This is a genomic window from Ruminiclostridium papyrosolvens DSM 2782 (genome assembly GCF_029318685.1).
GTDB lineage: Bacteria > Bacillota > Clostridia > Acetivibrionales > DSM-1351 > Ruminiclostridium > Ruminiclostridium papyrosolvens.
In genome coordinates, this window is record NZ_CP119677.1 from 1,980,929 (window position 1) to 2,003,964 (window position 23,036).

Genomic DNA, 23,036 nt, shown 5'->3' on the forward strand with positions numbered 1-23,036 from the left:
TAGTTTTAAGATAATAAAACATCTCTGGGAGGACAAATATATGGATAAATTCAGTGTTAATTCTATAGTAGCATTGGTCGCAACAATTTTTACATGGTTATTTGGAACTTGGGATATAGCAATATCTGTACTAGTCACTTTTATGGCACTTGACTATTGTACAGGGCTTATCAAAGGATACGTACTTAAAAAACTTAGTAGCAATATTGGACTTAAAGGATTGGCACGTAAAGCGGTAATATTTATAGTCTTGATTGTAGCTGTTTCATTAGACAGGCTGTCAGGAAGTGGACAATGGGTATTCAGAACTTTAGTTTGTTATTTTTATATTGCCAATGAAGGGTTAAGCATTGTTGAAAACTGTGCCCAGTTGGGATTACCTATACCCAAAAAAATCAAAGAAGCTTTAATTCAACTAAAGGAAGGGGGGAAGAAAAGTGTATAGTGTTAAATTCAAGTACTCGGACGAATCATACGTGTACCACAAACTTATTACAGCAGTAAATGTCTTGTGTGCTGCAAAAGGCAAAAACTGTTTATGTACCTCTGGTTACAGGAGTTTGGCAAAGCAAAAAGTGATTAATGCTCAGTCGTTGGCTCAGAGAAAAAGTCAAGGTGGATATCAATTGTCAAATGGTGCGGTATATACTCCTGATGGCAAGTGTTGGGCAGCACCTTTTGGTAAATCAAATCATTGCTTTTGTATAGCTATGGATATTACTGATGAGTGGTTCAATAAACTTAGTAATTCAGAATTGAAGAAATATGGTCTTATTAAGCCCATGTCATACGAACCGTGGCATGTCGAGCTAATAGAAACCCGTGGACTTAGCCAGTTACAAAAAGAAGCAATCAGAGACAGTGTATTGAGAGGAACAGGTGAAAATGATATGAACGTAAAAGAATTTCAAGCTATGACAGGGTTAAAAGATGATGGAATCGTGGGGCCTGTGACAAAAGCAAAGGCAAAAGAAATGTTGCAAGTGTGTCAGGAGATACTTGGAAATAAATTTGATAACCCTGAATCTGTTATAAAAGCTTGCATGTCTAATCCGGGCATGTGGACTAAAAAATTGAGCGAAGTACCTCACTTGGGGGATTATACTATGAACATAGTAAAAATGATGGGAGGTCGTACATAATATGAAAGAAAAAATTGCAAAGCTCATAGATGTTAAAACAATCGTAACCTTTATTCTGGTTGGTGCCTTAATCGGGTTTATAGCTACAGGAAAATTAGAAGCAAAAGAAATTACACCATTGGCTACTATGGCTGTATCTTTCTTTTTTGCTGTAAAACTTACGGATAAAAAGTAGCGTACTAATATATTTTTAATAAAATGTGTTTACTTTTCCGGAAAGTGGTATATAATATAATATAAAGCAAGAGAGCAGTTTATATAAACCACTCTCTTACTCGGCGATTAAGAATGTCCATTATTGGCATTCTTTTCTTTTTTATATGTAACGTATAGGGTCACAGTATACATTACAATTCCAAGGGTATAATATACCACTCTAAGAAATATCTCCATATAATATCACCTCCTTTTGATAGCTTATGAGATAAAGTGAGGTTTACTTTGTGACATCTCATAAACAGTCAATGAGGCGTGATTGACATTTTCTTTCGCCTGTTCTATATATTATCACTTATGGAAAATAATTGCAATATATACAAACAAAAAACGAGCCGAAGCCCGTATTTTGTAAAAAATAATATACTAACACCAAAAGGAGCGTTAGCCCATAGACCACGCTCCTTTTGGATGACTTCTCTCACGAAACATTTTTTTATGTTTATAATCAAATTATACAATGTATTACAAAATAATACAATCCTATTTTAATGATTAATGTACCACTGCTTTCCCGTGAAGTATAGATAAAACCGTGTACGTCCTGCTATACATTCATATCTGATTCCTGTAAATCCATTCTTTAAAGAGCTGCCACTACAACTTTTAATTACTTTATTAATTTTTATTCTTCGACCTTCCCATACAAATGCAGTAGGAATAACTTGCCCGTTTGTTTTTATTACTGCATCTACTTCCAAAAACTCTTTACCTTCGGTTGTAAGTGAATCATTTTGACTACTATCCTCCCATTGTCTCTGTTCAAACCCAAATGGCATACAAAACCTCCTTAATCGAACATGTGTTTGATAATATTATATGACTATACTTTGAAATTATCAATGGAAGGTAATTGGATTCTATTTCTCTATTTATTATACTGAGCCAATATGATACATTAATTGGAATTAAATCAATAGCGTGTAAAGTATGGACTTATATGGTATACTTTTCATTGAGTGAATAGACTTCGCGGGTCGACAAGAGCGGTGTTCCTGACCGCTTTTTCACTTTTGAAAATCAGGAATAAAACCTAATACTACAGGAGGTATTAAAATAATGATAGGAAGTATCGAAAAACGTGGGAAGAATAGTTGTCGTTTAATTGTAAGTGGAGGGATTGGACAAGATGGGAAATATATAAAATATCAAAAAACAATCAAATTCAACTATGACGATGAAAAGAAAAGACAAAAAGAAGCTGAAAAAGAATTATCACTCTTCATTGCTGAGATTGAAAAAAATCAGTACATTGAACCTTCAAGATTAACTTTATCAGACTTTGCTGAAAAATGGATAAAAGATTATGGTAAAACTAATTTAGCACCAAAAACTTTATACAGGTATGAAGAAATGTTAAATAGCAGAATTTTGCCTGCTCTAGGACATTTAAAAATTGAAAAAATTAAACCTACACACTTGCTTGAATTCTATAACAACTTATCTGAAGATGGAATAAGATTAGATTCAAAATATAAGGCAAAAAAAGAATTCAATGAATTACTGAAAACTTTAGAAATATCTCTTTATGATTTACAGAAAATTAGCCTTGTAGATATTAGAACATTAAAAAGGGTTGCTAAATCTGAAACGATTAGTATGTCTACAGCAGTAAAAATTATTGATTCATTAAAGCAAAATATTAAAAAAATTAAAATAGAAGATTATTTTGAGGTGATAGAAACGGGAAAACTATCAGATCAGACAATAAAACATCATCATAGGCTTATTTCTGCAATGCTAGAAAAAGCAGTTAAGTGGCAATTATTACTTAACAATCCGGCTGAAAGAGTAGAACCTCCCAAAGTAGTAAAGGGCGAGGTTCCACATTATGATGAGTCTCAGGCCGTTACTTTATTGAATTATTTGGAGAAAGAGCCTATAAAATTTCAAGCTATGGTTAATCTAGCATTATATGCCCAAATGCGAGAAGGAGAAATAATGGGGCTTGAATGGAAAGATATAAATATGAAAGAAAGAACTATTAATATTAGACAAGCAGCTCAGTATATCCCTAAAAGGGGAGTATTTATTAAAGAACCAAAGAACGAATCTTCAAAAAGAACTGTTACGGTTCCTAAAAACGTTATGGAAATTCTAAAAGAACTTAGAAAAATACAGATGCAAGAAGAAAAAGAGGCCGGCACTCGTTGGAAGAAAAATAATAATGAGCAAAATACTGATGCAAACGAAGTAAGAAAATTTATTTTTACAACATGGGATGGTGAATTAATGCATCCGTATACTCCTACTAAGCAATTTAAAAAGTTCATTGATTTATATGGTTTGCCCAAATTAACTTTTCACGGACTGAGACATACTGGTATTACGCTACTTCTTGGAAATGGTGCAGATATAGATTCAGTTAGCAGAAGGGCAGGACATAGCCAAAGGTCAACTACATTGAATATCTACTCTCACAGTCTGAGAAGTAAGGATGTAGCTAACGCAAATAAATTAGGAAATATTCTTAACAAGAGCAAAAAGGAAAAGCTTGGTAAAAAGGCTTGACTTTTATTTGTATATAATTAGTTTTATTAACACTTATTTGTTCTTAGTTTTTCCCCAAATTTTCCCCAACACTTAAAAACACCGTAATTTATGATAACATACAAAAAGCCTAGAAGCTTTACAGCTCTAGGCTTTTCTGTGGCAGGGGAGACAGGACTTGAACCCGCAGCCGACGGTTTTGGAGTGCGCAAAATATATTTATTTCTTTTTATTTTAAATCGTATATTCTTGATATATCAAGTGTTACATGGAATTCAATTTATTTGTTCTTATCTTTAATATGTAATATTTAATTAAATATTTTCCCCGAATTTTCCCCAAGTTTTCCCCGATATCTTTCGATGTATTAAACTAGTTTGATTTATTTAATACATGCTATATAATTATTTTATTAATGATTTTAAATAGGAGTATAGAATGAGAATAATAGAGAAATTATCATATAAAAGTGCTAATTATTTTGCTAAACAGCTCGGTCTAAATCATCAACAAAGAACAATACGCTATTTCGGGTTTCAATCATTGTATGGAGATGTAGTTAAAATCTTGATTATGGCAATAGTATCTTTAATAATAAAATCATTTTTAGCAACTATGTTAGTTGCTTTTTCATTTGCTATTCTAAGAAGAAATGCAGGCGGGTTTCACATGAAAACTGAAATAGGTTGTATAATATTTACAACTTTAATTTGTGTAATTCCCGGAACCATAATCAGCTACTTTCAATTATTATCAAATATATTAACCATAATCATTTTAATAATTATATTTATTTTTTGCCATATATGCTTATTCAAATATGCTCCTAAGGGTTCTAAAAACAATATGATAACAGATAAAGATGAAATTCTAAAATTTAAAAAGAAGTCTATAACAACACATCGGTTTTTATATATATGGGTTATTTTATTTCTTGTACTAAATAAAAATTACATATCTATATCAATAAGCATTGGTTGTATGTTGGAAGTTCTTACAATTTTACCGATAATTCAAAATACAAACAGAATGAAAAAGACAATCAAACTATATTGACTGTCTAGCGTAAATTTGGTATTATTAATCGACAAGAAATTATATTTATTGGCAACTTTCTCCGTAAAGTTGCTTTTTTTTACTTTTTAATCTTTTTTAATGCTTTTGGAGTTTTAGGTTGATATCCCCAAAGGAAACAAAAATTGTCTGCTTTTGTTTCTGCAACTTTAGTAACTCCTGAATCAATAAGTGATAATATTTTTTTAGTGTTGTCCATTTTCAACACTCCTTTCTATATGATATTTTGAAACCTTTGTTATAACCTTTATATAATGATATAATATCACAAAATTTAGAAGTCCACTACATGCACAACATAAACCTAGCAATATTTTTGTATCCAAGCTAAATACTGGGAAATAAGCAATCACAATTTTAGTAAGATTTAGTTCAATGAAAAATAAAGTGAAAACAATAAATATAAATCCTTTAAGCCCAATTTGATATTGCTTTAATTTTTGTATTACTGAGCTAAAGTTCCAAAAAGAAATTATAGCAATTATTTGTACGATTCTTTCAGGTATAAAACATAAAAATATCTTTAGTGCCGGAGAGTTTAATAAATTAGCTTCGCTACCATTATAAAAATAGCGAATGCAGTAGGGGACATATAATGATTCAAAACTAATAATAAGAATGGAAAAAGCTGCTACACCTAACAACGATTCCATCCATGTAGTATTGTAGAAATATTTCAGTATTATGCAATATACTACCATATATGCAATTGATACTATATTCATGCTAGGAATAAAAGTACCAATAAAAGAGCCAATAAATGAAACTATGCTCGCCAAAAATAATATTTTCAGTAAACTAATGATAAATTTGTTTGAATCACATTTAAAAGGGACTTCACTTCCCTTGCCGATAACGACTAAAGAAAACATAAAACAAAGGAAAAATTGCGGTATTGATAAAATACAAGTGTTTAATATACTAAAATTCTCCATAACAAACCTCCGTAAATTCATTTACATGACAAGAAATAAATTAATTAAAGTTTTCTTGCAATAATTATATTATCCAATGGTATTCCAGAGTTTTTTATTCTTATTGCAATATTCATAAATTCTCTATTATCTAAATTTGCAGCGAATTTTATTAATTTGTTTTTTTCAGTGTTATCTTCAGAGTATGGTTGATTCTGACCTAATAATTTATAAATACTAACACCAGAAAGATTAGCAATTTGGTTAATTGTATTTATATCTACTGACTTACCGTCTTCAATGTCTTTAATTTCTTTTACTTTTAAATCATTATATAAAGCAAATTCTTTCTGGGATAAATTCATGGTTCGTCTTAATTCTTTTATAGCTGAAGCTATATAAGTTACATCAACTGTATTTAACATATCATTAATGTCTTCAATATCACATCCTAACAAATAATCAATACTAACATTAAAAATCCTCCTTAGCTTTTTTAAATTTTCAATACTGGGATACCTGCCTTCTTCTGCCAATAGTTTACTTATCGCTGATGGAGTAACTCCCAATTCGTTGGCTAAGTCGGCTGGCTTTAAATTAAACTTTTCCATCAACAATGCAAGTCTTCGAGAAAACATTTCAACTCCTCCATATATTATACTTTAAGTATAATAATAGACTGGCAGTCAATAAATGTCAAGAAAAAATGAACTATAGTCAAAGAATGTTTAAAAAAATGGAATAATATTCATAAATCATCCATAATTATGAATTATAGTCAATATTCAAAATTGCTAATAATTGACTGATAGGATAATATGTTAATGAAAGGAAGTGATAAACATTTGAGGAAAACAAAGGTAGATAAGTTAAATGCTTTAGGCAGACTTCGAGAAAATGTTGGATTAAAAAGGGAGGATGTTGAATCTAAAGTAAAAGCCCTACAAAGTGCAGAATTGAGTTGTTCTATCTCTTATCTTTGCAAATTAGAAAAACTAGGAACAGACAAAAAACCTTCGTTACAGTTAGCTTTAGAGTTGTGTAAAATGTACGGTTGCAAGCTCGAGGATATATATCCAGATTTGAAAGAAAAACTTAGAGAGTATCAAGCTAGTTGATGAATCTTAGAAAGCAGGTTAGATTATGGAAGAAAAAAACTTAACAAAGGAACGTGTAACCTGGGATGCAAAGACTGCATCAAATTATTTAGGAATATCCTATGGATTCTTACTGAAATTGGCTAGACAAAAGGAAATACCGTTCATTCATGTCGGAAGAATATACTTGTTTCGCAAAGAATCATTGGATATATGGTTAAGAAATCAAGAAACACAGGCAATCCAAACTGAATCCACACAGCTATACGGAAAGTTAAGAAAAGTTCAAGAATAATTTCAATGCAAGCGAGAAAGGAGGCGATTTAAATGTTAACTATTAAAATAAAAGAATTGAAGGAAGTACTTCATTGTGATGAAGCTAACCTCCTTCTTAACAGGGGATGGGTACTCCTTGATGTTACTATCAATGCTAATATAGTGTACATGATGGGAAGACCTGAAAACGTGGAGTATTAATCCTTTTGATTTTGAAGGATTTCAACATTTACTTTTCCGGGGACTATTTTCTTAGTGTTTCCTAAGATGTACACGGTTTCGGAATATTCCTTATTGGTTCTAAATCCGGCATTTATAAGATGCCAACCTTCATTAATACGCTGCTGTGCAATTTGACAACTACTAACTTCAGTGATGGTTTGGTATAAAGCGTTTAATTCAGTCATAGAACATCTTCCTTTCTATTTACTCGGCTACTGCAATAGCCTGTGAAAGGATTATACCACAAAATACAAAAGATTGAAAATTTAGGAATTTAAAGAAAGGAGGCGAGCTAGATGGATTATAAATCAGTAATTGAAGAACAGATAAGAACCCTTCAAAAGCTACAGGATAATGCAACTAAAAATGAGTGTTTTGAAATTTCCTGTAAGTTAGCTGAAACAATATCAAAACTTTGTTTTCAGGCAAGAGATATTTAGAAAGGAGGCAGTTTAATGGGATTCAATAGAAATTTATTACATGATGGCATTTGCAGTATGGTAAAAGGTTCTGAACTTCCTGTAAGTACAGTATTAAGTGTCCTTGAATCTGTAAAGGATACAGTGTTAGCTGAAACCGTGGCATTTGATGGAGAAACTGAAAGACAAATTGTTGTAGTAAGTAAAGAAGAAAATTTAACGGCAGCGGACATTGGTAAGTAATTATTTTTTCAAAGTTTTAATTGTAAGTTTTGTTGGTTCAGGAGTGTATATCTCTTTTACCAACCTACGTACTTCTAAATATTGGTCACAATAAGATTTTGTTAATTCCTCAATATCGCTAGTTTTATTGAAGTCAAAGCGATTGAGAATTTCAGTAATAATGCTGTGAAAGTTTTCGTTTAAAATTTCAATATTAGTTTTTTCTCTCTCCATATAAATCCTCCTTGGTAGTCCGCTGCCAAGTACATTTTACCATTAATTGTTAAATACTAAAAGAAAGGAGGAAACCCCTTGAACGAATTATCAGAATTAAACCAAATGACTTCAATGGAAATCGCAGAGGTAACTGGGAAACAACACCCACATGTAATGAGAGATATAAGAGATGAAATCGAAAAGCTTGTATCCGGTGGGATTGAGTACCAATCCAAATTTGGATTGGTTGAATACAAAGATGCAAAAGGTGAAAAAAGACCATACTACATACTTACCAAAGAAGGAGTACTTCAATTAGCAGCCCGGTATGATGCTGTAGTCAGAGCGAAATTAATTGAACTGGCCATGAAACATGAGCCTAAACCACAATCAATAGAAGACCTGATTATAATGCAAGCTCAGTCAATGAAAGATTTGAAATCCCAAGTCAATACGTTGCAGTTAACTACTCAGACAATAAAAGATACTGTAATAAGCACACCGGATAAGTGGAGAGATGATATAAACCGTATGCTCAATAAGATTGTAAAGGCCGTTGGGAACTCGAAGTACCGGGAGTTAAAAACAGAGAGCTACAAACTACTGGAAGAACGTGCTCATGTTGATTTAAACCGCAGGCTTAACAATCAAAGATACAGGATGAAGATTGAAGGAGCTGCGAAATCAGCAATAGATAAAGTAAATAAGATGGACATTGTTGAATCAGACCCAAAGCTTCGTGAAATATATTCAGCAATTGTAAAAGAGTACACAATCAAATTTGTAGCCTGAAAGGAGCCACCACCATGTTAAAGAAAATCGAAACAAAATGTCGTGAATCAAATTCTTTCGCTTGGGGATTTACCGGATTCGGTATCTTACTGATGATTCTAATTTACTTACTGTAGGAGGGTAGTATGAAGTATCGCAAAAAGCCTGTAGTGGTTGAAGCTTTTAACCAGAATCAAGAAGAAACGCCAGATTGGTTTATCGAGGCAATAATAAGCGGTGCAATTAAATATATAACGGTAGCCTCTGGTATTAAAGTACTTATTAAAACGTTAGAAGGGCCTATGTTAGCCGATAGTAACGACTACATAATCAAAGGTGTTAACGGTGAATTTTACTCATGCAAGCCTAATGTCTTTGAAAAAACATACGAACCAGTAACAAACGAGTAACCATCAATTTACTTCTGACAAGAGCTAAAGAAACCAAAGAACTATATTAATTTTGTCAGGAGTCGGAACAATGAAAATTCTAAGTCAAGACAAGGATTTAATCTTTAATTTCAATTCATTTTCAAAAATTTATGCACAAGACAAATACATAAACGGCAGGTACTACGGGACTAACATATTTGGCAAATCATTATTTAAGAAGCACCTTTTAGGTACATATGAGGACGGCGAAGCTCAACTTGTAGTGACTGAGATTTATAAGCTGTTAAAAGCAAACAGCAAAGTTTTTTACACAATGCCGGAGGTAGCATTGGATTTAACAGAACTATTTTTGTAAGGGAGGTATCAGGATGAAAGATTTTAAAGTTAGGTGTGTAAAAGGTGATTGTCCATATTTCACTAAAGGTAAAGTTTATAAAATAGAAAACGGCCATTTCATTACCAACCAAGGAATTAAAAGTTTTAAATCATATAACAATGTCGAAGAAATAAACGAGTCTTGTTGTGCCAAATTCGAACTTGTCCCCGAACCGCAAAAGTTCACAAAGGATATGTTGAGGACGGGAGATTTAGTTATTTCAAGGGATGGCACATTTAATAAAGTAATTTTAGACCCTGCAAACGTTCTTTTAGATGTAGATGAGTGTTACTTAAATATTTCTTTATTAACTGATGATTTAACAGTAGATTCTAATCACACTTTGGACATTGTTGAGGTGTTAAGGCCAAATCGTCATTACTATAGTTTATCTTTTGACAAATCAAAACATCATCTTCTCTGGCAACGTCCCGAACCCCGGAAAATTAATAAATCTGAAGCTGAAAAGTTGCTTTCAGAACACTTGGAAGAATTGATTCAGATTGAGGGGTGATTGGAATATGAAATGTCCGTATTATGAGAACTCTTGCGACAAGCTCAAGAAGATAAATTGCAAACGTGGAACAGAGCGGACAAATTTTCAAGGAAAGGGATACGATAATCAGCTTAAAAGCTACTGTGATAATACATATAACAAGTGTTGGTGTTATCAACATTTAGAGGGCTTGTGGTAATGAAAGGAGGTCTATAGTTGGGTGGCGGAAGAAATTATGATAGCAAAATATTTCAAACAAGTTGTCCGGAATGTTATTCAACAGCTGAATTAGTTCAACTTCTTAAAATTGATGTTTCATGTATAACTATGAATCAACTTAAACAGCTGTGGAACTGTACGGATATATACATTTACAATTGCATGGTAGAAGGGATGCCACACACTGGTACCGGTAATAAAAGCACGTTTAATCTTGATAAGTGCCAACGGTGGCACAGAGGTGAAGAAGTTATTTAAACAAAAAAATATTTTTGAAAGGTAAAGGTGAATGATTATGAAAAGTACAGGAGTAGTAAGGAAAGTAGATGAATTGGGAAGGGTTGTTCTGCCAGTTGAACTCAGGAGAACAATGACTATTGAAGAGAAAGACCCGTTGGAAATCTTTACAGAAGGTGATTGCATAATTCTGAAAAAGTATACTCCCGGATGCGATTTCTGCGGAAATGTTGACGAAAATTTGAAAACATTTAAGGGTAAAAATTTCTGTCCTGCTTGCTTAAAGGAGCTGAAAAAGCTGTGAGAAAGCGAAGATTCAGGATTAAAAAGCCAGTAGCCCTAATTATTGCATTTGTCTTAGGAGTTTTATTATTACCTTGGGCGGTGGATTATGCAGACAAAGTTAGAGGATATGATGGCACAGGTAGTGAGTTTTTATTGCCTTTGGTATTTGTGGCAGCTGTTGTATTGATTTATGAGGTAAGGCCAGAACAAAAAGAAAACACCTAATTTAAGGTGTTAAGAAAATAAATTCAAACAGATTATATATCGAAAGGACGGTAATGTAAAGATGGATATTATGAAAGAGGCTAACAATGCTATTAATAAAATGAGTAAAGAGGACTTGAAAGAAAATGTGATGCAACAGTTTAAGGTGCATTTTTTAACTATTGGATTAGGGTTAATGCTCATATCAGATGAAAATGGGAAAAAAGAAATTATTAACAGTACTGCGGATAAGTTTGATGGAGAGCTTAAAGCACTTGGATTTAATCCCCCAGAAAGCATGGTTGCATGTTTATTAATGGCTGCAATTGCTAGAGCAGGACGAAGAGACAGGGAAAATTTATTTCAGAACGGAGGAATTATAGTGATTGGGAAAAACATAAAAAAGGCTTTAACTGCAAAAATAGAGGATTGGTTGAAATATGTGGACGATACAGAAATAGTTAAAATCCTTCGTGAAAACATTATTATTACAGGTGGTTGTATTGTTTCAATGCTTAATGGAGAAGAAGTTCACGACTATGATGTGTATTTTAGAACAAAAGAAGCATGTCAAAAAGTTGCTGAATACTATGCTAAAAAGTTCAATGATACGCATTGTAGCGAAGTAAAAATTGAGGATAGAGATGATAGAATACAGTGCTTTATTCGAAGTGAAGGTATTGCAAAGGACGAAGAATTCGAGGAAGAACAGGAATCAAATGGGATATCTGATGAAACTGAACCTTATGCCGAATCACCAACAATAAATGATGATAAGCCCAAATATAGACCAGTTTTCTTTTCTACTAATGCTATATCTTTATCAGACAAAATTCAACTAGTAATAAGATTCTACGGTTCGCCGGAAGAAATACATAAAAACTATGATTTTGTTCATTGCACATGCTGCTATTCATTTTTTGATAATGAATTAACTCTGCCATCCCGGGCTTTAGAATCAATTATTAATAAAGAACTGTACTATATTGGTTCCAAGTACCCTGTATGCTCGATTATACGCACAAGAAAATTCATTTCAAGGGGTTGGACTATCAATGCAGGTCAGTATCTAAAAATGTGTTTACAGGTCGGTGAATTAAATCTGAAAGATTTTAAAACATTCAAAGACCAGTTAGCCGGGGTAGACAGTGCATATTTTTCTCAGGCAATCGCTTGTATGGAAAAAAAGGCAGAGGAAGATTCTAATTTCAAAATTGATAACACATACCTTTTTGAAGTAATAAATAGGATTTTTTAATTATGATTCTCCATGATACAGAAGGTGCTCCTGTGCCGGTATTGTGTGTAATGAACTGTAAGAAATATGAGATATGTAGGCTTAAATATAGAGCTAAAACATGTGAATTTGTGAAGGAGGTTCGAACAGTGAGGATAACACTCAAGCAATTGATAATAAAGAACTTTAAAGGTTTAAAAGAGTTCACCCTAAATGTGGACGGCAAAAATGCTGACATTTACGGAAATAACGGTAAGGGAAAGACCACAATTAAAGATGCTTTAAACTGGCTGTTATTCGATAAGGATAGCCAGAATAAAAAGGACTTTGCAATCAAGCCACAGGATGAAGCAGGAAATGCAATTCACTTTCTGGATACAGAGGTTGAAGCTGTCATGGACTGTGACGGTAAAGAAGTCAAGCTAAAAAAGACATTCCGTGAAAAGTGGGTAAAGAAAAAACGGCAGGAGTTGCAGGAGTTTTCCGGCCATGAAACTGATTACTGGTGTGATGATGTTCCTTTGAAAAAAGGTGAATATACAGCCAAAATTGACAGTCTGATAAATGAAAACCTTTTCAAACTGATTACGGACCCATTGTACTTCAATACTCAACTTAAATGGGAGAAAAAAAGAGAAATATTATTTGAGCTTGCCGGAGCCAATATTTCGGATGAAGATGTAATTTTCTCAAACCCGGATTTAAAAGACTTATCAGTAATCCTGAATGGGAAATCAATCGAGGACTATAAAAAGATAGTATCTGCAAGATTAAAAGCCTTCAATGAACAAATGACCAAAATTCCGACCAGAATAGATGAAGTTACAAAAAGTATGCCGGTTGAAGTTGATTTATCCGAAGTCGAAAAGGATATTCAACAACAACAAATTGCTTTGCAGGCAGTTGAAGCAAAACTAATGAACTTTGATGAAGCAGCTAAGGAATACATAGAGAAGCAGCAGAAATTGAGCAACCTAAAAATTCAGCTCCAACAGAGGGAAATTGATTTAACAAATGCAGCTAATAAAGCTGCTAATGAAACAATTCTAAAGAAAAACCAACTTCAATCAACAATTTCATCGGTGAAATCAGAAATTAAGAATCTTGTATCCGACAATGAAAGATATGGTGTTGAAATTGAGGACTTGGAGAAAAAGAACTCTGAACTGAGGAATCAATGGATTGAGGAAAATGCAAAGAAATTTGTTGAGCCTACAGGGTTAACATGTCCTACATGCAGTCAGAATTTACCCGATGATATGGCAGGAGCTAAGACGGAAGAACTTAGAGTAAAATTTGAAAAACAAAAGTCAGCAACACTTGATTTAATTAACAATTCAGGAGTACCAAATAAAAAGAGAATAGAAACTTTGAAAGAACTTATTCAAAAAAATCAGGAAAGCATGGTTGTTAAACAGGGTGGACTTGATAAATTTACAGAAACATTGAATAGCCTTCCTGACGTTCAAAAGGTAGATGTAGACCTTGATTCTGACGAGGAATATAAGAATATTTCCGAACAGATAAAAACCTTGCAGACAGAATTACAGAAGCCTGCGGAGGACAATACCTCTGAATTGAAACAGTCAAAGGCAGTAATAGAAAGTAAAATTGCAATTCTTAATCAACAGCTTGGAAACAAAGACACAATTGATAAGGCGAAAGCTAGGATTGAAGAGTTAAAGCAGGAGCAAAAGAACACTGCTCAACAGATTGCTGACCTTCAAAAAGACGAATTCCTTATTGAAAAGTTCACAAGGTCAAAATGTAATCTCTTGGAGGATTGCATAAACAATAAATTCTCTCTTGTTAAATTCAAGTTGTTTGACACACAAATTAACGGAGCTGTGGTTGAATGTTGCGAAACTCTTATTAATACAAACGGCTCTTACGTTGAGTTTAACAGTGCAAACAATGCCGGAAGGATAAATGCAGGACTAGATATTATAAAAGTTCTTAACGGATTCTACAATGCATCAGCACCGATTTTTATTGATAATGCTGAAAGTGTAGTTGATTTAGCACCTGTAAATGCACAGGTTATAAGGTTGGTTGTTAGTGATACTGATAACAATTTAAGAGTAGAAGGGAGGGATATATAACAATGGACGGATTAAATATTTTAAACCTTGCAAAAGGTGCATTGGTAGAACAAGCAGATATTGAGATTCAAAAAGTACTCGAGAATATTGCAGACCCAAATACTGATGATAAAAAGGCTAGAAAGTTAACCATAACGATGACTTTCAAGCCACTTGACAGGGAATCCGCAGCAATTGAAGTTGTAACGAAGTCTACAGTCGCACCTTATAAGCCTGTTACAACTCAGGTGTTCATTGGCAGGGATGATGATAGTGGAGTGGTAACTGCTAAGGAATACATTAAAGGTCAGGTGAAAGGCCAAATGAGAGTTGTTGACGAGGACACCGGGGAAATTCTCGAAGATAATGCCGAGAAGCAAAGTTCAGGTAAGAAAATCTTAAACATAAATAGATAATGATGGAGGTATGAAAAATGATTAAGGCAGCATTACAGTATTTGATGAGTTTGAAAGACACTAAGGTTATGGAAGTAAACGGGGAATCGTATTCTACGGAAGAACTTCACCGTATCGGTAAGGTGTATGACCCAACACCGATTGTAAGTCCAGTCAGAATTTCTACTCTTACCGGGCTAGTTGATTACATAAAGGAAAATGTTGATAAGCTCACCGGGCCACTCGTTGTACATGTAAACTCACCAATAAGTGTAAGTGTATATTCCGAACTCAGGGACGATGCACGTAGGCATCAATATATTGAGTGCGAAGCGTGGACACCAAGGATTCGTTATGGGGAATTTATGGACGTTGAAAATTTCAATATTATGTTACAGTCTTGCTTTTTGGAAAACCCGGACCGTGCAGCTATATTAAAGGTTGCCGGAAATATTGTTGAGGAAAACAATGTAACCACTAAGGACGATGGAGTATCACAAAAAGTTGTTGCAAAAGCTGGTATAGCAAGAGTTGAAGAAGTTGAAGTTCCTAACCCTGTTACCCTCTGCCCATTCAGGACTTTTGCAGAGGTTGAACAACCCGAAAGTAATTTTATATTCCGTATACAGGCAGGCCCCAGAGCTGCAATATTTGAAGCAGACGGCGGTATTTGGAGATTGTATGCAATGCAGAATGTAAAGGCCTATTTGAATGAAAAGCTTGAGGAATGCAACGTAAAGATTATTTCTTAAAGGGATGGGGAGTATATCTCCCCCTTAACCCTTCTTATTGAAAGAGAGGTTATATAAATGTCGCAGGTTAAGAAAATAGTAAACTACTATGTTGTATTACCAAAAGATATATTTGTTTTTTTGGTAAGTAATAATGCAAACGGACTGGAATTTACAAAATTTAGTGAGAACGCTACATGTTTTTCTAAAGATGAAGCTTTTAAAATTGCTAGTGATTACGGACTCGCTGTTCTCGAAAGAACTGTAACTACAACAATAGAAACATGGGATAACGTAATAAAAGTGGAGGATAAATAAATGGATAAGGAAACATTAAGGCCTGTAATAGTTGATATTCCTGATTGGTCAGGTTATACGCAAAAAGGTATTAACACAGGTATTCAAGAGGGATATTTTCATGGATTCTCTGAGGAAGGTACTAGAGAAGATGGCTTAAACAGTATTGCCATAGTCGAATTGAGAAATGGCAATATTGTAACGGTAATCTCTGAAAGAATAAAATTTGCAGACAGGAAGGATACGTAAATGACAGAACAAAACGCAACAACGGCGGTTACAAAAGCTGCACCAAAGAAGTTGAATGCAAGTGAAAGATTTACGGCAATGGTTATGAAAGAGTTTTCAAGTGGTGTCGGTGAAATACAACTTACAGACTTCCAGAAAAGGTTAGCTCGGAACTATTTTATTGTGCTTGATGCAACTTTAAAAACAGCTGAGGCAAAGAGAATAGTAAAAAATGAAAAGACTACAAATGAGAAGTATAAAGAAACATTGTCTTTTTCATGGGAAAACATCAATATGGAAATCTTAGCAAGGAATGTTGTCTCATATGCACGAATAGGTCTTGACCCTGCTCAAAAGAATCATATCAATATGATTCCCTACAAGAACAATACTACAAAAAAATATGATATCGGTTTTATTGAAGGATACCGAGGGCTTGAATTGAAGGGTAAAAAGTACGGCCTTGATATTCCTGACAGTGTAATTGTTGAACTTGTTTTTTCAAAAGATGTTTTTAAACCCATCAAAAAGAGTGCTTCAAATAAAATTGAAAGTTACGAATTTGAAATTACAAGTCCTTTTGACCGCGGGGAAATAGTCGGTGGTTTTTACTATCATATTTTTTCAGGAAATCCCGAACATAACAAACTTGTTATATTTAATTTACATGATATTGAAAAAAGAAAGCCTCAATATGCAAGCGTTGAGTTCTGGGGCGGTGAAAAGGATAAATGGGAAAACGGTAAGAAGGTCGGCACAGAGAAAGTCGAAGGTTGGTATGAACAGATGTGCCACAAAACGATTTCAAGAGCTGCCTACTCTGATATTACAATTGACAGCCAAAAAATTGATGATGATTACATGAGATTGAAGCAAAATGAAATTGCCTTTGCTGAAGCTGAACTTGCAGAGGAAGTTGACAAAGAAATGTGTTCTGAAACAATTGACGTTTCCGGTGCTGTAGATGTTGAATCTCAACCAGTTAATGATTCAGGACCCGAACCAGAACTACAATCAGAGAATACACAAGACGGCTCACAGAATGGACCCAAATTTTAACTGAGGGGTGAAAACCCCCTCCCCGTGGAGGGATTATGGATGTTTTATTAAATCTAATTGGAGTCGTTATATTCTTTGCAATACTTACTGTTGGTGTCGTAATTGCAGCTATTATTGCAGCAAATAAAACAAATAAGATTACGGAGGATTCAGACGATGAAAATAAAAGTAGTTGGAAGTAGTTCTTCTGGCAACTGCTATATATTACAATCCCCAACTGGAAAGTTAATTTTTGACTGTGGAATGCCATGGAAGGACACGTTAAAAGCCTTAAATTTTGATTTAAGTAATGTGGTGGGGTGTTTAGTAACCCATTGTCATAAAGACCACTCAAAAGCTATTTTGGACGTTCTGAACAATGGCATAACAGTTTTAACGGATAAAAATACCGCTTCAATCACTGGGACACAGTACAGCCTTATAGGAGTAGAACATAATAGTCAACATGTAATGGGTGATTTTCTGGTAATTCCATTTAATATTGAACATGATGTGCCTAGTCTTGGATACATAATCAAGTATATTCCTACCGGGGAAACAATTCTCTTTGCTACTGATACATACATGATTCGATACAACTTCAAGGGACTTAATTATATTTTGCTAGAGACAAATTACTGCAAAGATACCTTGGATAAAAATGTAGCTGACGGATTTATTGATGTATCAATGAAAAAGAGGCTTCTAAAATCTCATTTCAGCCTTGAAAACGTAAAAATATTTCTGGATAGAACAGATTTAAGCAAAGTACAAAAGATTGTCTTATTACACCTTTCAGACCGTAACAGCGATTCTGACAGGATTTTGAGAGAGGTTAGCAAATATGCTGACACTGTAATTGCAGAGCCGGGTATGGAGATTATTTTGGGGTGTGAGTGGTAAAGGAGAAATGACGGTGGTTGATGTAATCGGTTATGGAGGTTGATAGGGAATATGCCAATAGAATATAAAGTTTATGGTTGTAAGTTCAAATGTGGATATAGACACAAAAGCAATATTAAAGATATAGAAGAACATGAAAAAATATGTTGGTACAATCCAGACAATAAAACTTGTATAACTTGTGCACATGGAAGTATTGTCCATGATTATTGCGACCATCCGGAATTACCGGGAGGAGATACAGAACATTGGTTGTACAGAGAATGTAAGATAAATTCAGAATTAGAGTTTGAGAATAATATCTATAAGCAACCTATAAAACCTAAAGTGAATTGCAAAAATTGGGAACCAAAGGAGGAATGACGTATTAAAATATCATTTAAATTATTTTTATGGAGAGTTTCCATAAGTACAAAAAAATTGGATGAAGATGAAAAGATAAAATACCTTGCAAATGAATTGGTAAAGTCGATTCAAGCCAGTGGAAGAATAGTATCACTCCAAAATGTGGGAGAAGGTTTTGGCAGAATCGATATAAATTTATTCAATATAGGTACGAAAAAGGAAGAATTATGTGTTGAAAACATACTTAACAAATGGTCAATTTCAACCAAACCTACTTTTGGAAAACTGGAGGTACGTAATGAATAAATCAATACTTATGGGCCGATTGACTAAAGACACCGACCTGAGATACACCAGTGGAAACAATACAGCGGTTGCGAGCTTTACTCTTGCCGTAAACAGGCGTTTTGCAAAAGAAGGGCAGCCACAGGCAGATTTTATTAATGTAGTTGCATGGGGGAAAACTGCCGAATTTGTAGGCAAATACTTCACAAAAGGACTACAGGTTGTTGTGGTTGGTAGGATTCAGACCAGAACATGGGACGATAATGAGGGTAAAAAACATTATGTTACAGAGGTTGTTGCAGAGGAAACTTATTTTGCAGACAGCAAGAGAACAGCTCCAATTGCTAATAAGCCGGATAGTTCAGAACCTACTGTAAGTGAATCCGGGGACGGCTTCTATCCTCCTATGGAAGATGATGATTTGCCTTTTAACGGAGGGTTAGACTTCCCGTAAATAAAAAGTTAACATAAATCTTTTTGACCGCCAAACATTATTTATAGTAGTAGGATTAATAGCAATAGGAAGGAGGAATACGACTATGAATTTAAAGGAACTCAGAAATAAAAAGGGACTTACACAGATTGAGGTAGCGGTAAAAGTTGGTGTTTCTGTTTCAGCATATATTTTGTGGGAAAAAGGCGGTTGCTCTCCATCTCCTGAAAATCTGGAGAAGTTGAAGGCAGTTTTAGGGGTTGAGGGGTGAGATGATTGATTCAACCCGTTGGATATTTTAAAACTTGGCGAGAGTTATTTACCAAACCTATATGGCTGAAAAGTACACCTGAACAAAAAGCTATATTAGTTACTTTATTAGCAATGGCAAATTTTAAGCCAAAACAATGGGAATGGGAGGGTAGAAAGTTTGAAGTAAGTATAGGTCAATTTGTTACAAGTGCAAATTCAATTATTGATTGTTGTGGTGTTGGAATCACACGACAGAATGTAAGAACTGCTCTAGAAAGATTTAGAAAACTTGATTTTTTAACCTACAAAACAACCAAGACAGGAATCCTTGTAACCATTATAAATTGGGAGTTATACCAAAGTGATAATGAAGAAGCTAACCAACCAATTAACCAAGACCTAACCAACAGCCAACCAAGACCTAACCAAGACCTAACCACTAGAGAAGAAAGAAAGAAAGATAAGAAGGTAAAGAAGGTAAATAATAATATACCTTTCCAGTCTATTATTGATTACCTCAATCAAAAAGCAAATAAGAATTATAAACATACTTCAGCCAAAACACAAACCCTTATATCAGCTCGGTGGAATGAAGGATTTACGGTACAAGACTTTTATACAGTAATAGATAACAAAGTAGACACATGGCTTAATGACCCCGTGATGAATAAGTATCTTAGACCGGAAACTCTATTTGGTACAAAGTTTGAAGGGTACTTGAATGAGAAAGGGAGTAAGAATGGATCCAATAGCGGAAATAATCAACAAAATACAGAAGGGGAGTATGACTTTGCTAAAGTCATGTTTAACGGAGACACAAGTGCAGCAGACGAAGAAGTCGACTTTTGATTGTGAATTGTGTCAGGATACAGAGTTTATATTCAATGCGGAATCTAATAGTGCTGCTCCATGTAAGTGCCGAGAGTTGAAGTTTTACAAAAGAATCATGGCAGCAAGTGGAATATCTGACAGTGATAAATCTAAAACAGTTAATGCTTATAAGCCTAAACTTGATAGCGAGGGCAAAGAACACATTGAACAAAAAAAGGCTAGAACAATAGCAACTGAGTATTTACATAACTTTCAGACTATCAAATTAGGACGAAATAATTCTATTGCTCTGTTAGGTCAACCCGGCTCAGGTAAAACACATTTAACAATAGCAATAGCAAATGAACTGCTGAAACGTGGCATTGGAGTGCTATATATGCCTTATCGTGAGGTGGTAACACAGCTCAAGCAGATAATAAACGATGAAGAAGAATACCAATCACGAATGGATAAATTTAAAATGGCCCCGGTTTTGCTGATAGATGATTTATTTAAAGGAGCAACTAAAGACGGAAAAATGAATGAATCAGAAATGCGAATAATGTTTGAACTTATTAACCACAGATATCTGAAGCAATTACCTATACTCGTTTCTTCTGAGTATTATTCTAGACAATTAGTTGACTTTGATGATGCAACCGGGAGCAGGATTATTGAAATGTGTAAGGGACGAATTGTTGAATTAAAGGGAAAGGAATTAAATCACAGAATGGAGGGCTTATAATGCGACAAGGACTAATCAATGATGCGGAAATGTTAATACATAATGAACTGGTTTGGAGCTACGATGAACACGGAAAGTTTCCAAGTCAATATCACGGGATAGCTATAATTTATGAGGAATTGCAGGAATCTCAAGAAGAATTACAGAGAGTAATGGACGGCTTTGAAAAGGCATGGGAACTTATAAGAAATAATTTGGACGCAGCTGAACAAATTAAACAACTTGGGGAAAATGCAAAGCTTTTAGCCTGCGAAGCAAGTCAAATGAGTGCCATGGCTCTGAAATTTATTGAAAGTTCGGAGGGGTGGAAGTGAGCGAGATACAAAGAGCCCAAAAAGTAATGGAACAACACAAAGGTCATTGGGAGGATGATATTGTAAAAGTTATATTTGATTCTCTTGAAAAGCAAGTGCCAAAAAAAATACTAGACATAGATAATAGGAATGCATGTCCACACTGCCGCAAAAAATTACCAAACATAGTATTTGAAAATTTGAGCTGTTGTTCACATTGCGGGCAAAAACTAGATTGGAGTGAGCCAAATGAGTAATAGATTTATCGACACTATCCGTGAAAATGTTAAATACCCTAACTCAGACGGAGTATATGGAAATTGGGATATTTTAAACATAGGACAACGGAAATTCATGATTGAATGTGCGGATTACATGGAAAGTATGGAACATGTGATTGAACAATTATTCAAAGAACAGCAGCAACAAAGGTGGATACCTGTAAGCGAGAGGTTGCCGGGTAATCCTAATCCTGAAAACGGAGAGCCTAAAGCATATTTGGTAACAATCAATAAGTTTGCGATAGTGCCAACTACTTTGTACTACATGGGTGATGGCAGATGGGTTAGAGAGTGGGATGAACCGTCAGAAATATACACCAATATATTAGCCTGGCGGGAACTACCAGAACCATACAAGGAGGGCAACCATGAGTGACACATTGCAGATTATCGGAATCGGATTGATGATGCTTTTCATGTTAATAGCGGGATTATATGCCTATGGGCAAAAAATTAAATGGTTAAGGGCTTTATGGTGCATGATGACTGCTTTAATCCTGGGGGTGATTTTGTTTTGATAAAACTGACAATACCGGGTGAGCCGTGTGCAAAAGGTAGGCCAAGAGTAGGTAAGTTTGGTACATATACACCTGAAAAGACACTTAACTATGAAACATTAGTTAAAGAATTATACATTATTCAACACGCCAATAAGAAACTTCAAGGACAACTCAAAATTGATATAAAAGCATATTTCAAAATCCCACAAGGCGAAATTCCCAAGGCTAAAAAACCAAAGCCCCAGACATTACAAAGATATAACGATATTCTTAACGGCAAGATAAGGCATACGAAAAAGCCTGATTGGGATAATGTCGGGAAAATTATATCTGATGCCCTCAACGGTCTTGCATATGATGATGATAGCCAGATTGTAAGTGCTATAGTTGAAAAATTCTATAGCAATGACCCAAGGGTTGAAGTAGAAATTTCAGAGGTAGCAGTATGATTACTGAACAGCAGAAAACAGACTTAATTCTCTTTGCTGCAATTTGCGGATATCTGACCGAAGGAGTAATGCAGTTAGGATTAAAAGGCAATGAAGTCGAAGAAGCTCAAGAACTCGGGAAGCATGGTTTAGAGTTGTTTCAGGCGATTGTTAACAGGATACCGGCTCAGGACTGTAAGAAGATATTGAAAGCAACTAAGACCTGTGAGATTGCTGTAATTCCACCGGATAAGGTTAAAAAGAAGGTTGGAGAGAAGGAGCTCACTGTAAAACGTGAACATCTCGATGAACTGACGGAGCAGGCGTTGACTGTCTGTGAGACTTGTACCAGAGATTACAAACGGTGCAATTTGAGGAAGACATTGAAGAAATTAGAAGTTGCACCTTGCCACGATGAAAAAGGCAAGTGTGAGTTTAAGGTGTAGTAGACAATAGCAAAATATTACGCACAAAGAAGGTGATAAA

45 protein-coding genes are annotated in these 23,036 nt (G+C 34.5%); 39 read left to right on the forward strand and 6 right to left on the reverse strand.

Annotated elements, in window-relative coordinates; genetic code table 11:
* The first annotated feature begins 40 nt into the window (after positions 1-40).
* From P0092_RS09050 to P0092_RS09060, 3 genes are read left to right on the forward strand one after another with little or no spacing between them, the layout of a single operon-like run.
* Positions 41-445 (forward strand): phage holin family protein, encoded by a 405-nt coding sequence (locus tag P0092_RS09050; protein ID WP_004620182.1) that lies wholly within the window; start codon positions 41-43, stop codon positions 443-445.
* Entirely contained in the window at positions 438-1,142 is a 705-nt protein-coding gene (locus tag P0092_RS09055) for a D-alanyl-D-alanine carboxypeptidase family protein (RefSeq protein ID WP_004620183.1), read from the forward strand. The genes P0092_RS09050 and P0092_RS09055 overlap by 8 nt, the downstream gene beginning before the upstream one ends.
* 1 nt (position 1,143) lies before the next feature.
* On the forward strand, positions 1,144-1,317 hold the full coding sequence (locus P0092_RS09060) for a hypothetical protein (RefSeq protein ID WP_004620184.1): 174 nt from the start codon (positions 1,144-1,146) through the stop codon (positions 1,315-1,317).
* Between the two features lie 529 nt (positions 1,318-1,846).
* On the opposite strand, the gene P0092_RS09065 is transcribed toward P0092_RS09060, so the two are convergent.
* The gene (locus P0092_RS09065) at positions 1,847-2,137 is read right to left on the reverse strand and encodes a hypothetical protein (RefSeq protein ID WP_004620188.1); all 291 of its coding nucleotides are present in this window, start codon (positions 2,135-2,137) and stop codon (positions 1,847-1,849) included.
* Between the two features lie 280 nt (positions 2,138-2,417).
* Between P0092_RS09065 and P0092_RS09070 the strand changes: the two genes are divergently transcribed.
* Together P0092_RS09070 and P0092_RS09075 are read left to right on the forward strand one after the other, a co-directional pair.
* The gene (locus P0092_RS09070) at positions 2,418-3,869 is read left to right on the forward strand and encodes a site-specific integrase (RefSeq protein WP_276187179.1); all 1,452 of its coding nucleotides are present in this window, start codon (positions 2,418-2,420) and stop codon (positions 3,867-3,869) included.
* A gap of 417 nt (positions 3,870-4,286) precedes the next feature.
* The gene (locus P0092_RS09075) at positions 4,287-4,904 is read left to right on the forward strand and encodes an accessory gene regulator ArgB-like protein (protein ID WP_004620032.1); all 618 of its coding nucleotides are present in this window, start codon (positions 4,287-4,289) and stop codon (positions 4,902-4,904) included.
* A 79-nt stretch (positions 4,905-4,983) separates the two neighbouring features.
* Here P0092_RS09075 and P0092_RS09080 read toward each other — a convergent pair whose 3' ends face one another.
* The 3 genes from P0092_RS09080 to P0092_RS09090 are packed head-to-tail and all read right to left on the reverse strand — an operon-like array spanning position 4,984 to position 6,474.
* Positions 4,984-5,121, reverse strand: a complete 138-nt coding sequence (locus P0092_RS09080; protein ID WP_004620033.1) for a cyclic lactone autoinducer peptide — start codon at positions 5,119-5,121, stop codon at positions 4,984-4,986.
* A complete protein-coding gene (locus P0092_RS09085) occupies positions 5,108-5,857 on the reverse strand; it encodes a hypothetical protein (protein ID WP_004620034.1) in 750 nt (249 codons plus the stop codon). Before P0092_RS09085 ends, P0092_RS09080 begins: the two co-directional genes overlap by 14 nt.
* Before the next feature lie 44 nt (positions 5,858-5,901).
* Positions 5,902-6,474: a helix-turn-helix domain-containing protein gene (locus tag P0092_RS09090; RefSeq protein WP_004620035.1), complete on the reverse strand. Its 573-nt coding sequence runs from the start codon at positions 6,472-6,474 to the stop codon at positions 5,902-5,904.
* A gap of 186 nt (positions 6,475-6,660) precedes the next feature.
* Here P0092_RS09090 and P0092_RS09095 point away from each other — a divergent pair, with 186 nt between their 5' ends.
* The 3 genes from P0092_RS09095 to P0092_RS09105 are packed head-to-tail and all read left to right on the forward strand — an operon-like array spanning position 6,661 to position 7,410.
* A complete protein-coding gene (locus P0092_RS09095) occupies positions 6,661-6,954 on the forward strand; it encodes a helix-turn-helix domain-containing protein (protein WP_004620038.1) in 294 nt (97 codons plus the stop codon).
* Between the two features lie 25 nt (positions 6,955-6,979).
* Positions 6,980-7,228, forward strand: coding sequence for an excisionase family DNA-binding protein (locus P0092_RS09100; protein ID WP_004620040.1), 249 nt, complete (start codon positions 6,980-6,982; stop codon positions 7,226-7,228).
* Positions 7,229-7,260: 32 nt separating this feature from the next.
* The gene (locus tag P0092_RS09105; protein ID WP_004620045.1) at positions 7,261-7,410 is read left to right on the forward strand and encodes a hypothetical protein; all 150 of its coding nucleotides are present in this window, start codon (positions 7,261-7,263) and stop codon (positions 7,408-7,410) included.
* On the opposite strand, the gene P0092_RS09110 is transcribed toward P0092_RS09105, so the two are convergent.
* On the reverse strand, positions 7,407-7,616 hold the full coding sequence (locus P0092_RS09110; RefSeq protein ID WP_004620048.1) for a hypothetical protein: 210 nt from the start codon (positions 7,614-7,616) through the stop codon (positions 7,407-7,409). The two genes, P0092_RS09105 and P0092_RS09110, sit on opposite strands and share 4 nt — an antisense overlap.
* 111 nt (positions 7,617-7,727) lie before the next feature.
* Here P0092_RS09110 and P0092_RS09115 point away from each other — a divergent pair, with 111 nt between their 5' ends.
* Positions 7,728-7,871 (forward strand): hypothetical protein, encoded by a 144-nt coding sequence (locus P0092_RS09115; protein ID WP_004620049.1) that lies wholly within the window; start codon positions 7,728-7,730, stop codon positions 7,869-7,871.
* Between the two features lie 15 nt (positions 7,872-7,886).
* A complete protein-coding gene (locus tag P0092_RS09120) occupies positions 7,887-8,093 on the forward strand; it encodes a hypothetical protein (RefSeq protein WP_004620050.1) in 207 nt (68 codons plus the stop codon).
* On the opposite strand, the gene P0092_RS09125 is transcribed toward P0092_RS09120, so the two are convergent.
* Positions 8,094-8,306 carry a hypothetical protein gene (locus tag P0092_RS09125; protein WP_004620051.1) on the reverse strand — a complete coding sequence of 71 codons (213 nt, stop codon included), beginning with the start codon at positions 8,304-8,306 and terminating at the stop codon, positions 8,094-8,096.
* A gap of 78 nt (positions 8,307-8,384) precedes the next feature.
* Here P0092_RS09125 and P0092_RS09130 point away from each other — a divergent pair, with 78 nt between their 5' ends.
* From P0092_RS09130 to P0092_RS09270, 29 genes are all read left to right on the forward strand, one after another.
* Complete coding sequence (locus tag P0092_RS09130) at positions 8,385-9,080, forward strand: Rha family transcriptional regulator (RefSeq protein WP_004620052.1); 696 nt, start codon at positions 8,385-8,387, stop codon at positions 9,078-9,080.
* Positions 9,081-9,205: 125 nt separating this feature from the next.
* Complete coding sequence (locus tag P0092_RS09135) at positions 9,206-9,469, forward strand: hypothetical protein (RefSeq protein ID WP_004620053.1); 264 nt, start codon at positions 9,206-9,208, stop codon at positions 9,467-9,469.
* A 70-nt stretch (positions 9,470-9,539) separates the two neighbouring features.
* Entirely contained in the window at positions 9,540-9,806 is a 267-nt protein-coding gene (locus tag P0092_RS09140; RefSeq protein ID WP_004620055.1) for a hypothetical protein, read from the forward strand.
* 13 nt (positions 9,807-9,819) lie between these two features.
* Positions 9,820-10,341, forward strand: a complete 522-nt coding sequence (locus P0092_RS09145; RefSeq protein WP_004620057.1) for a hypothetical protein — start codon at positions 9,820-9,822, stop codon at positions 10,339-10,341.
* 7 nt (positions 10,342-10,348) lie between these two features.
* Positions 10,349-10,522, forward strand: coding sequence for a hypothetical protein (locus P0092_RS09150; RefSeq protein WP_158498420.1), 174 nt, complete (start codon positions 10,349-10,351; stop codon positions 10,520-10,522).
* 17 nt (positions 10,523-10,539) lie between these two features.
* Positions 10,540-10,800 carry a hypothetical protein gene (locus tag P0092_RS09155; protein WP_004620058.1) on the forward strand — a complete coding sequence of 87 codons (261 nt, stop codon included), beginning with the start codon at positions 10,540-10,542 and terminating at the stop codon, positions 10,798-10,800.
* A gap of 37 nt (positions 10,801-10,837) precedes the next feature.
* Positions 10,838-11,083 (forward strand): AbrB/MazE/SpoVT family DNA-binding domain-containing protein, encoded by a 246-nt coding sequence (locus P0092_RS09160; RefSeq protein WP_040759002.1) that lies wholly within the window; start codon positions 10,838-10,840, stop codon positions 11,081-11,083.
* A complete protein-coding gene (locus P0092_RS09165) occupies positions 11,080-11,289 on the forward strand; it encodes a hypothetical protein (RefSeq protein WP_004620062.1) in 210 nt (69 codons plus the stop codon). Before P0092_RS09160 ends, P0092_RS09165 begins: the two co-directional genes overlap by 4 nt.
* A 70-nt stretch (positions 11,290-11,359) precedes the next feature.
* Positions 11,360-12,526: a Gabija anti-defense Gad2 family protein gene (locus P0092_RS09170; RefSeq protein ID WP_276187169.1), complete on the forward strand. Its 1,167-nt coding sequence runs from the start codon at positions 11,360-11,362 to the stop codon at positions 12,524-12,526.
* 128 nt (positions 12,527-12,654) lie between these two features.
* On the forward strand, positions 12,655-14,607 hold the full coding sequence (locus P0092_RS09175; protein ID WP_158498421.1) for an AAA family ATPase: 1,953 nt from the start codon (positions 12,655-12,657) through the stop codon (positions 14,605-14,607).
* A gap of 2 nt (positions 14,608-14,609) precedes the next feature.
* The gene (locus tag P0092_RS09180; RefSeq protein ID WP_004620067.1) at positions 14,610-15,002 is read left to right on the forward strand and encodes a hypothetical protein; all 393 of its coding nucleotides are present in this window, start codon (positions 14,610-14,612) and stop codon (positions 15,000-15,002) included.
* Positions 15,003-15,019: 17 nt separating this feature from the next.
* Entirely contained in the window at positions 15,020-15,733 is a 714-nt protein-coding gene (locus P0092_RS09185) for a hypothetical protein (RefSeq protein WP_004620070.1), read from the forward strand.
* Positions 15,734-15,790: 57 nt separating this feature from the next.
* On the forward strand, positions 15,791-16,030 hold the full coding sequence (locus P0092_RS09190) for a hypothetical protein (RefSeq protein WP_004620073.1): 240 nt from the start codon (positions 15,791-15,793) through the stop codon (positions 16,028-16,030).
* Positions 16,031-16,258: a hypothetical protein gene (locus P0092_RS09195; protein ID WP_004620075.1), complete on the forward strand. Its 228-nt coding sequence runs from the start codon at positions 16,031-16,033 to the stop codon at positions 16,256-16,258. It abuts the gene before it with no gap.
* Positions 16,259-17,296 (forward strand): recombinase family protein, encoded by a 1,038-nt coding sequence (locus P0092_RS09200; protein ID WP_004620076.1) that lies wholly within the window; start codon positions 16,259-16,261, stop codon positions 17,294-17,296.
* A gap of 35 nt (positions 17,297-17,331) precedes the next feature.
* Positions 17,332-17,478: a hypothetical protein gene (locus P0092_RS09205; RefSeq protein WP_004620079.1), complete on the forward strand. Its 147-nt coding sequence runs from the start codon at positions 17,332-17,334 to the stop codon at positions 17,476-17,478.
* Positions 17,453-18,178, forward strand: coding sequence for an MBL fold metallo-hydrolase (locus P0092_RS09210; protein WP_004620080.1), 726 nt, complete (start codon positions 17,453-17,455; stop codon positions 18,176-18,178). The genes P0092_RS09205 and P0092_RS09210 overlap by 26 nt, the downstream gene beginning before the upstream one ends.
* A 51-nt stretch (positions 18,179-18,229) precedes the next feature.
* Positions 18,230-18,541 (forward strand): hypothetical protein, encoded by a 312-nt coding sequence (locus tag P0092_RS09215; RefSeq protein WP_004620082.1) that lies wholly within the window; start codon positions 18,230-18,232, stop codon positions 18,539-18,541.
* Between the two features lie 57 nt (positions 18,542-18,598).
* On the forward strand, positions 18,599-18,829 hold the full coding sequence (locus P0092_RS09220) for a hypothetical protein (protein ID WP_004620084.1): 231 nt from the start codon (positions 18,599-18,601) through the stop codon (positions 18,827-18,829).
* On the forward strand, positions 18,822-19,262 hold the full coding sequence (locus tag P0092_RS09225; RefSeq protein WP_004620085.1) for a single-stranded DNA-binding protein: 441 nt from the start codon (positions 18,822-18,824) through the stop codon (positions 19,260-19,262). Before P0092_RS09220 ends, P0092_RS09225 begins: the two co-directional genes overlap by 8 nt.
* 85 nt (positions 19,263-19,347) lie before the next feature.
* The gene (locus tag P0092_RS09230) at positions 19,348-19,512 is read left to right on the forward strand and encodes a helix-turn-helix domain-containing protein (RefSeq protein ID WP_004620087.1); all 165 of its coding nucleotides are present in this window, start codon (positions 19,348-19,350) and stop codon (positions 19,510-19,512) included.
* 5 nt (positions 19,513-19,517) lie between these two features.
* Entirely contained in the window at positions 19,518-20,342 is an 825-nt protein-coding gene (locus tag P0092_RS09235) for a conserved phage C-terminal domain-containing protein (protein ID WP_004620089.1), read from the forward strand.
* Positions 20,314-21,048, forward strand: coding sequence for an ATP-binding protein (locus P0092_RS09240; protein WP_004620090.1), 735 nt, complete (start codon positions 20,314-20,316; stop codon positions 21,046-21,048). The genes P0092_RS09235 and P0092_RS09240 overlap by 29 nt, the downstream gene beginning before the upstream one ends.
* The gene (locus tag P0092_RS09245) at positions 21,048-21,362 is read left to right on the forward strand and encodes a hypothetical protein (RefSeq protein WP_004620093.1); all 315 of its coding nucleotides are present in this window, start codon (positions 21,048-21,050) and stop codon (positions 21,360-21,362) included. The genes P0092_RS09240 and P0092_RS09245 overlap by 1 nt, the downstream gene beginning before the upstream one ends.
* Entirely contained in the window at positions 21,359-21,598 is a 240-nt protein-coding gene (locus P0092_RS09250; protein WP_004620096.1) for a hypothetical protein, read from the forward strand. The genes P0092_RS09245 and P0092_RS09250 overlap by 4 nt, the downstream gene beginning before the upstream one ends.
* Complete coding sequence (locus tag P0092_RS09255) at positions 21,591-21,998, forward strand: hypothetical protein (RefSeq protein ID WP_004620098.1); 408 nt, start codon at positions 21,591-21,593, stop codon at positions 21,996-21,998. Before P0092_RS09250 ends, P0092_RS09255 begins: the two co-directional genes overlap by 8 nt.
* Positions 21,991-22,140, forward strand: a complete 150-nt coding sequence (locus P0092_RS09260) for a hypothetical protein (protein WP_199398954.1) — start codon at positions 21,991-21,993, stop codon at positions 22,138-22,140. The genes P0092_RS09255 and P0092_RS09260 overlap by 8 nt, the downstream gene beginning before the upstream one ends.
* Positions 22,137-22,571, forward strand: coding sequence for a RusA family crossover junction endodeoxyribonuclease (locus P0092_RS09265; RefSeq protein ID WP_051132018.1), 435 nt, complete (start codon positions 22,137-22,139; stop codon positions 22,569-22,571). The genes P0092_RS09260 and P0092_RS09265 overlap by 4 nt, the downstream gene beginning before the upstream one ends.
* Complete coding sequence (locus P0092_RS09270) at positions 22,568-22,996, forward strand: DUF5651 domain-containing protein (protein ID WP_004620102.1); 429 nt, start codon at positions 22,568-22,570, stop codon at positions 22,994-22,996. Before P0092_RS09265 ends, P0092_RS09270 begins: the two co-directional genes overlap by 4 nt.
* Positions 22,997-23,036: the final 40 nt, after the last annotated feature.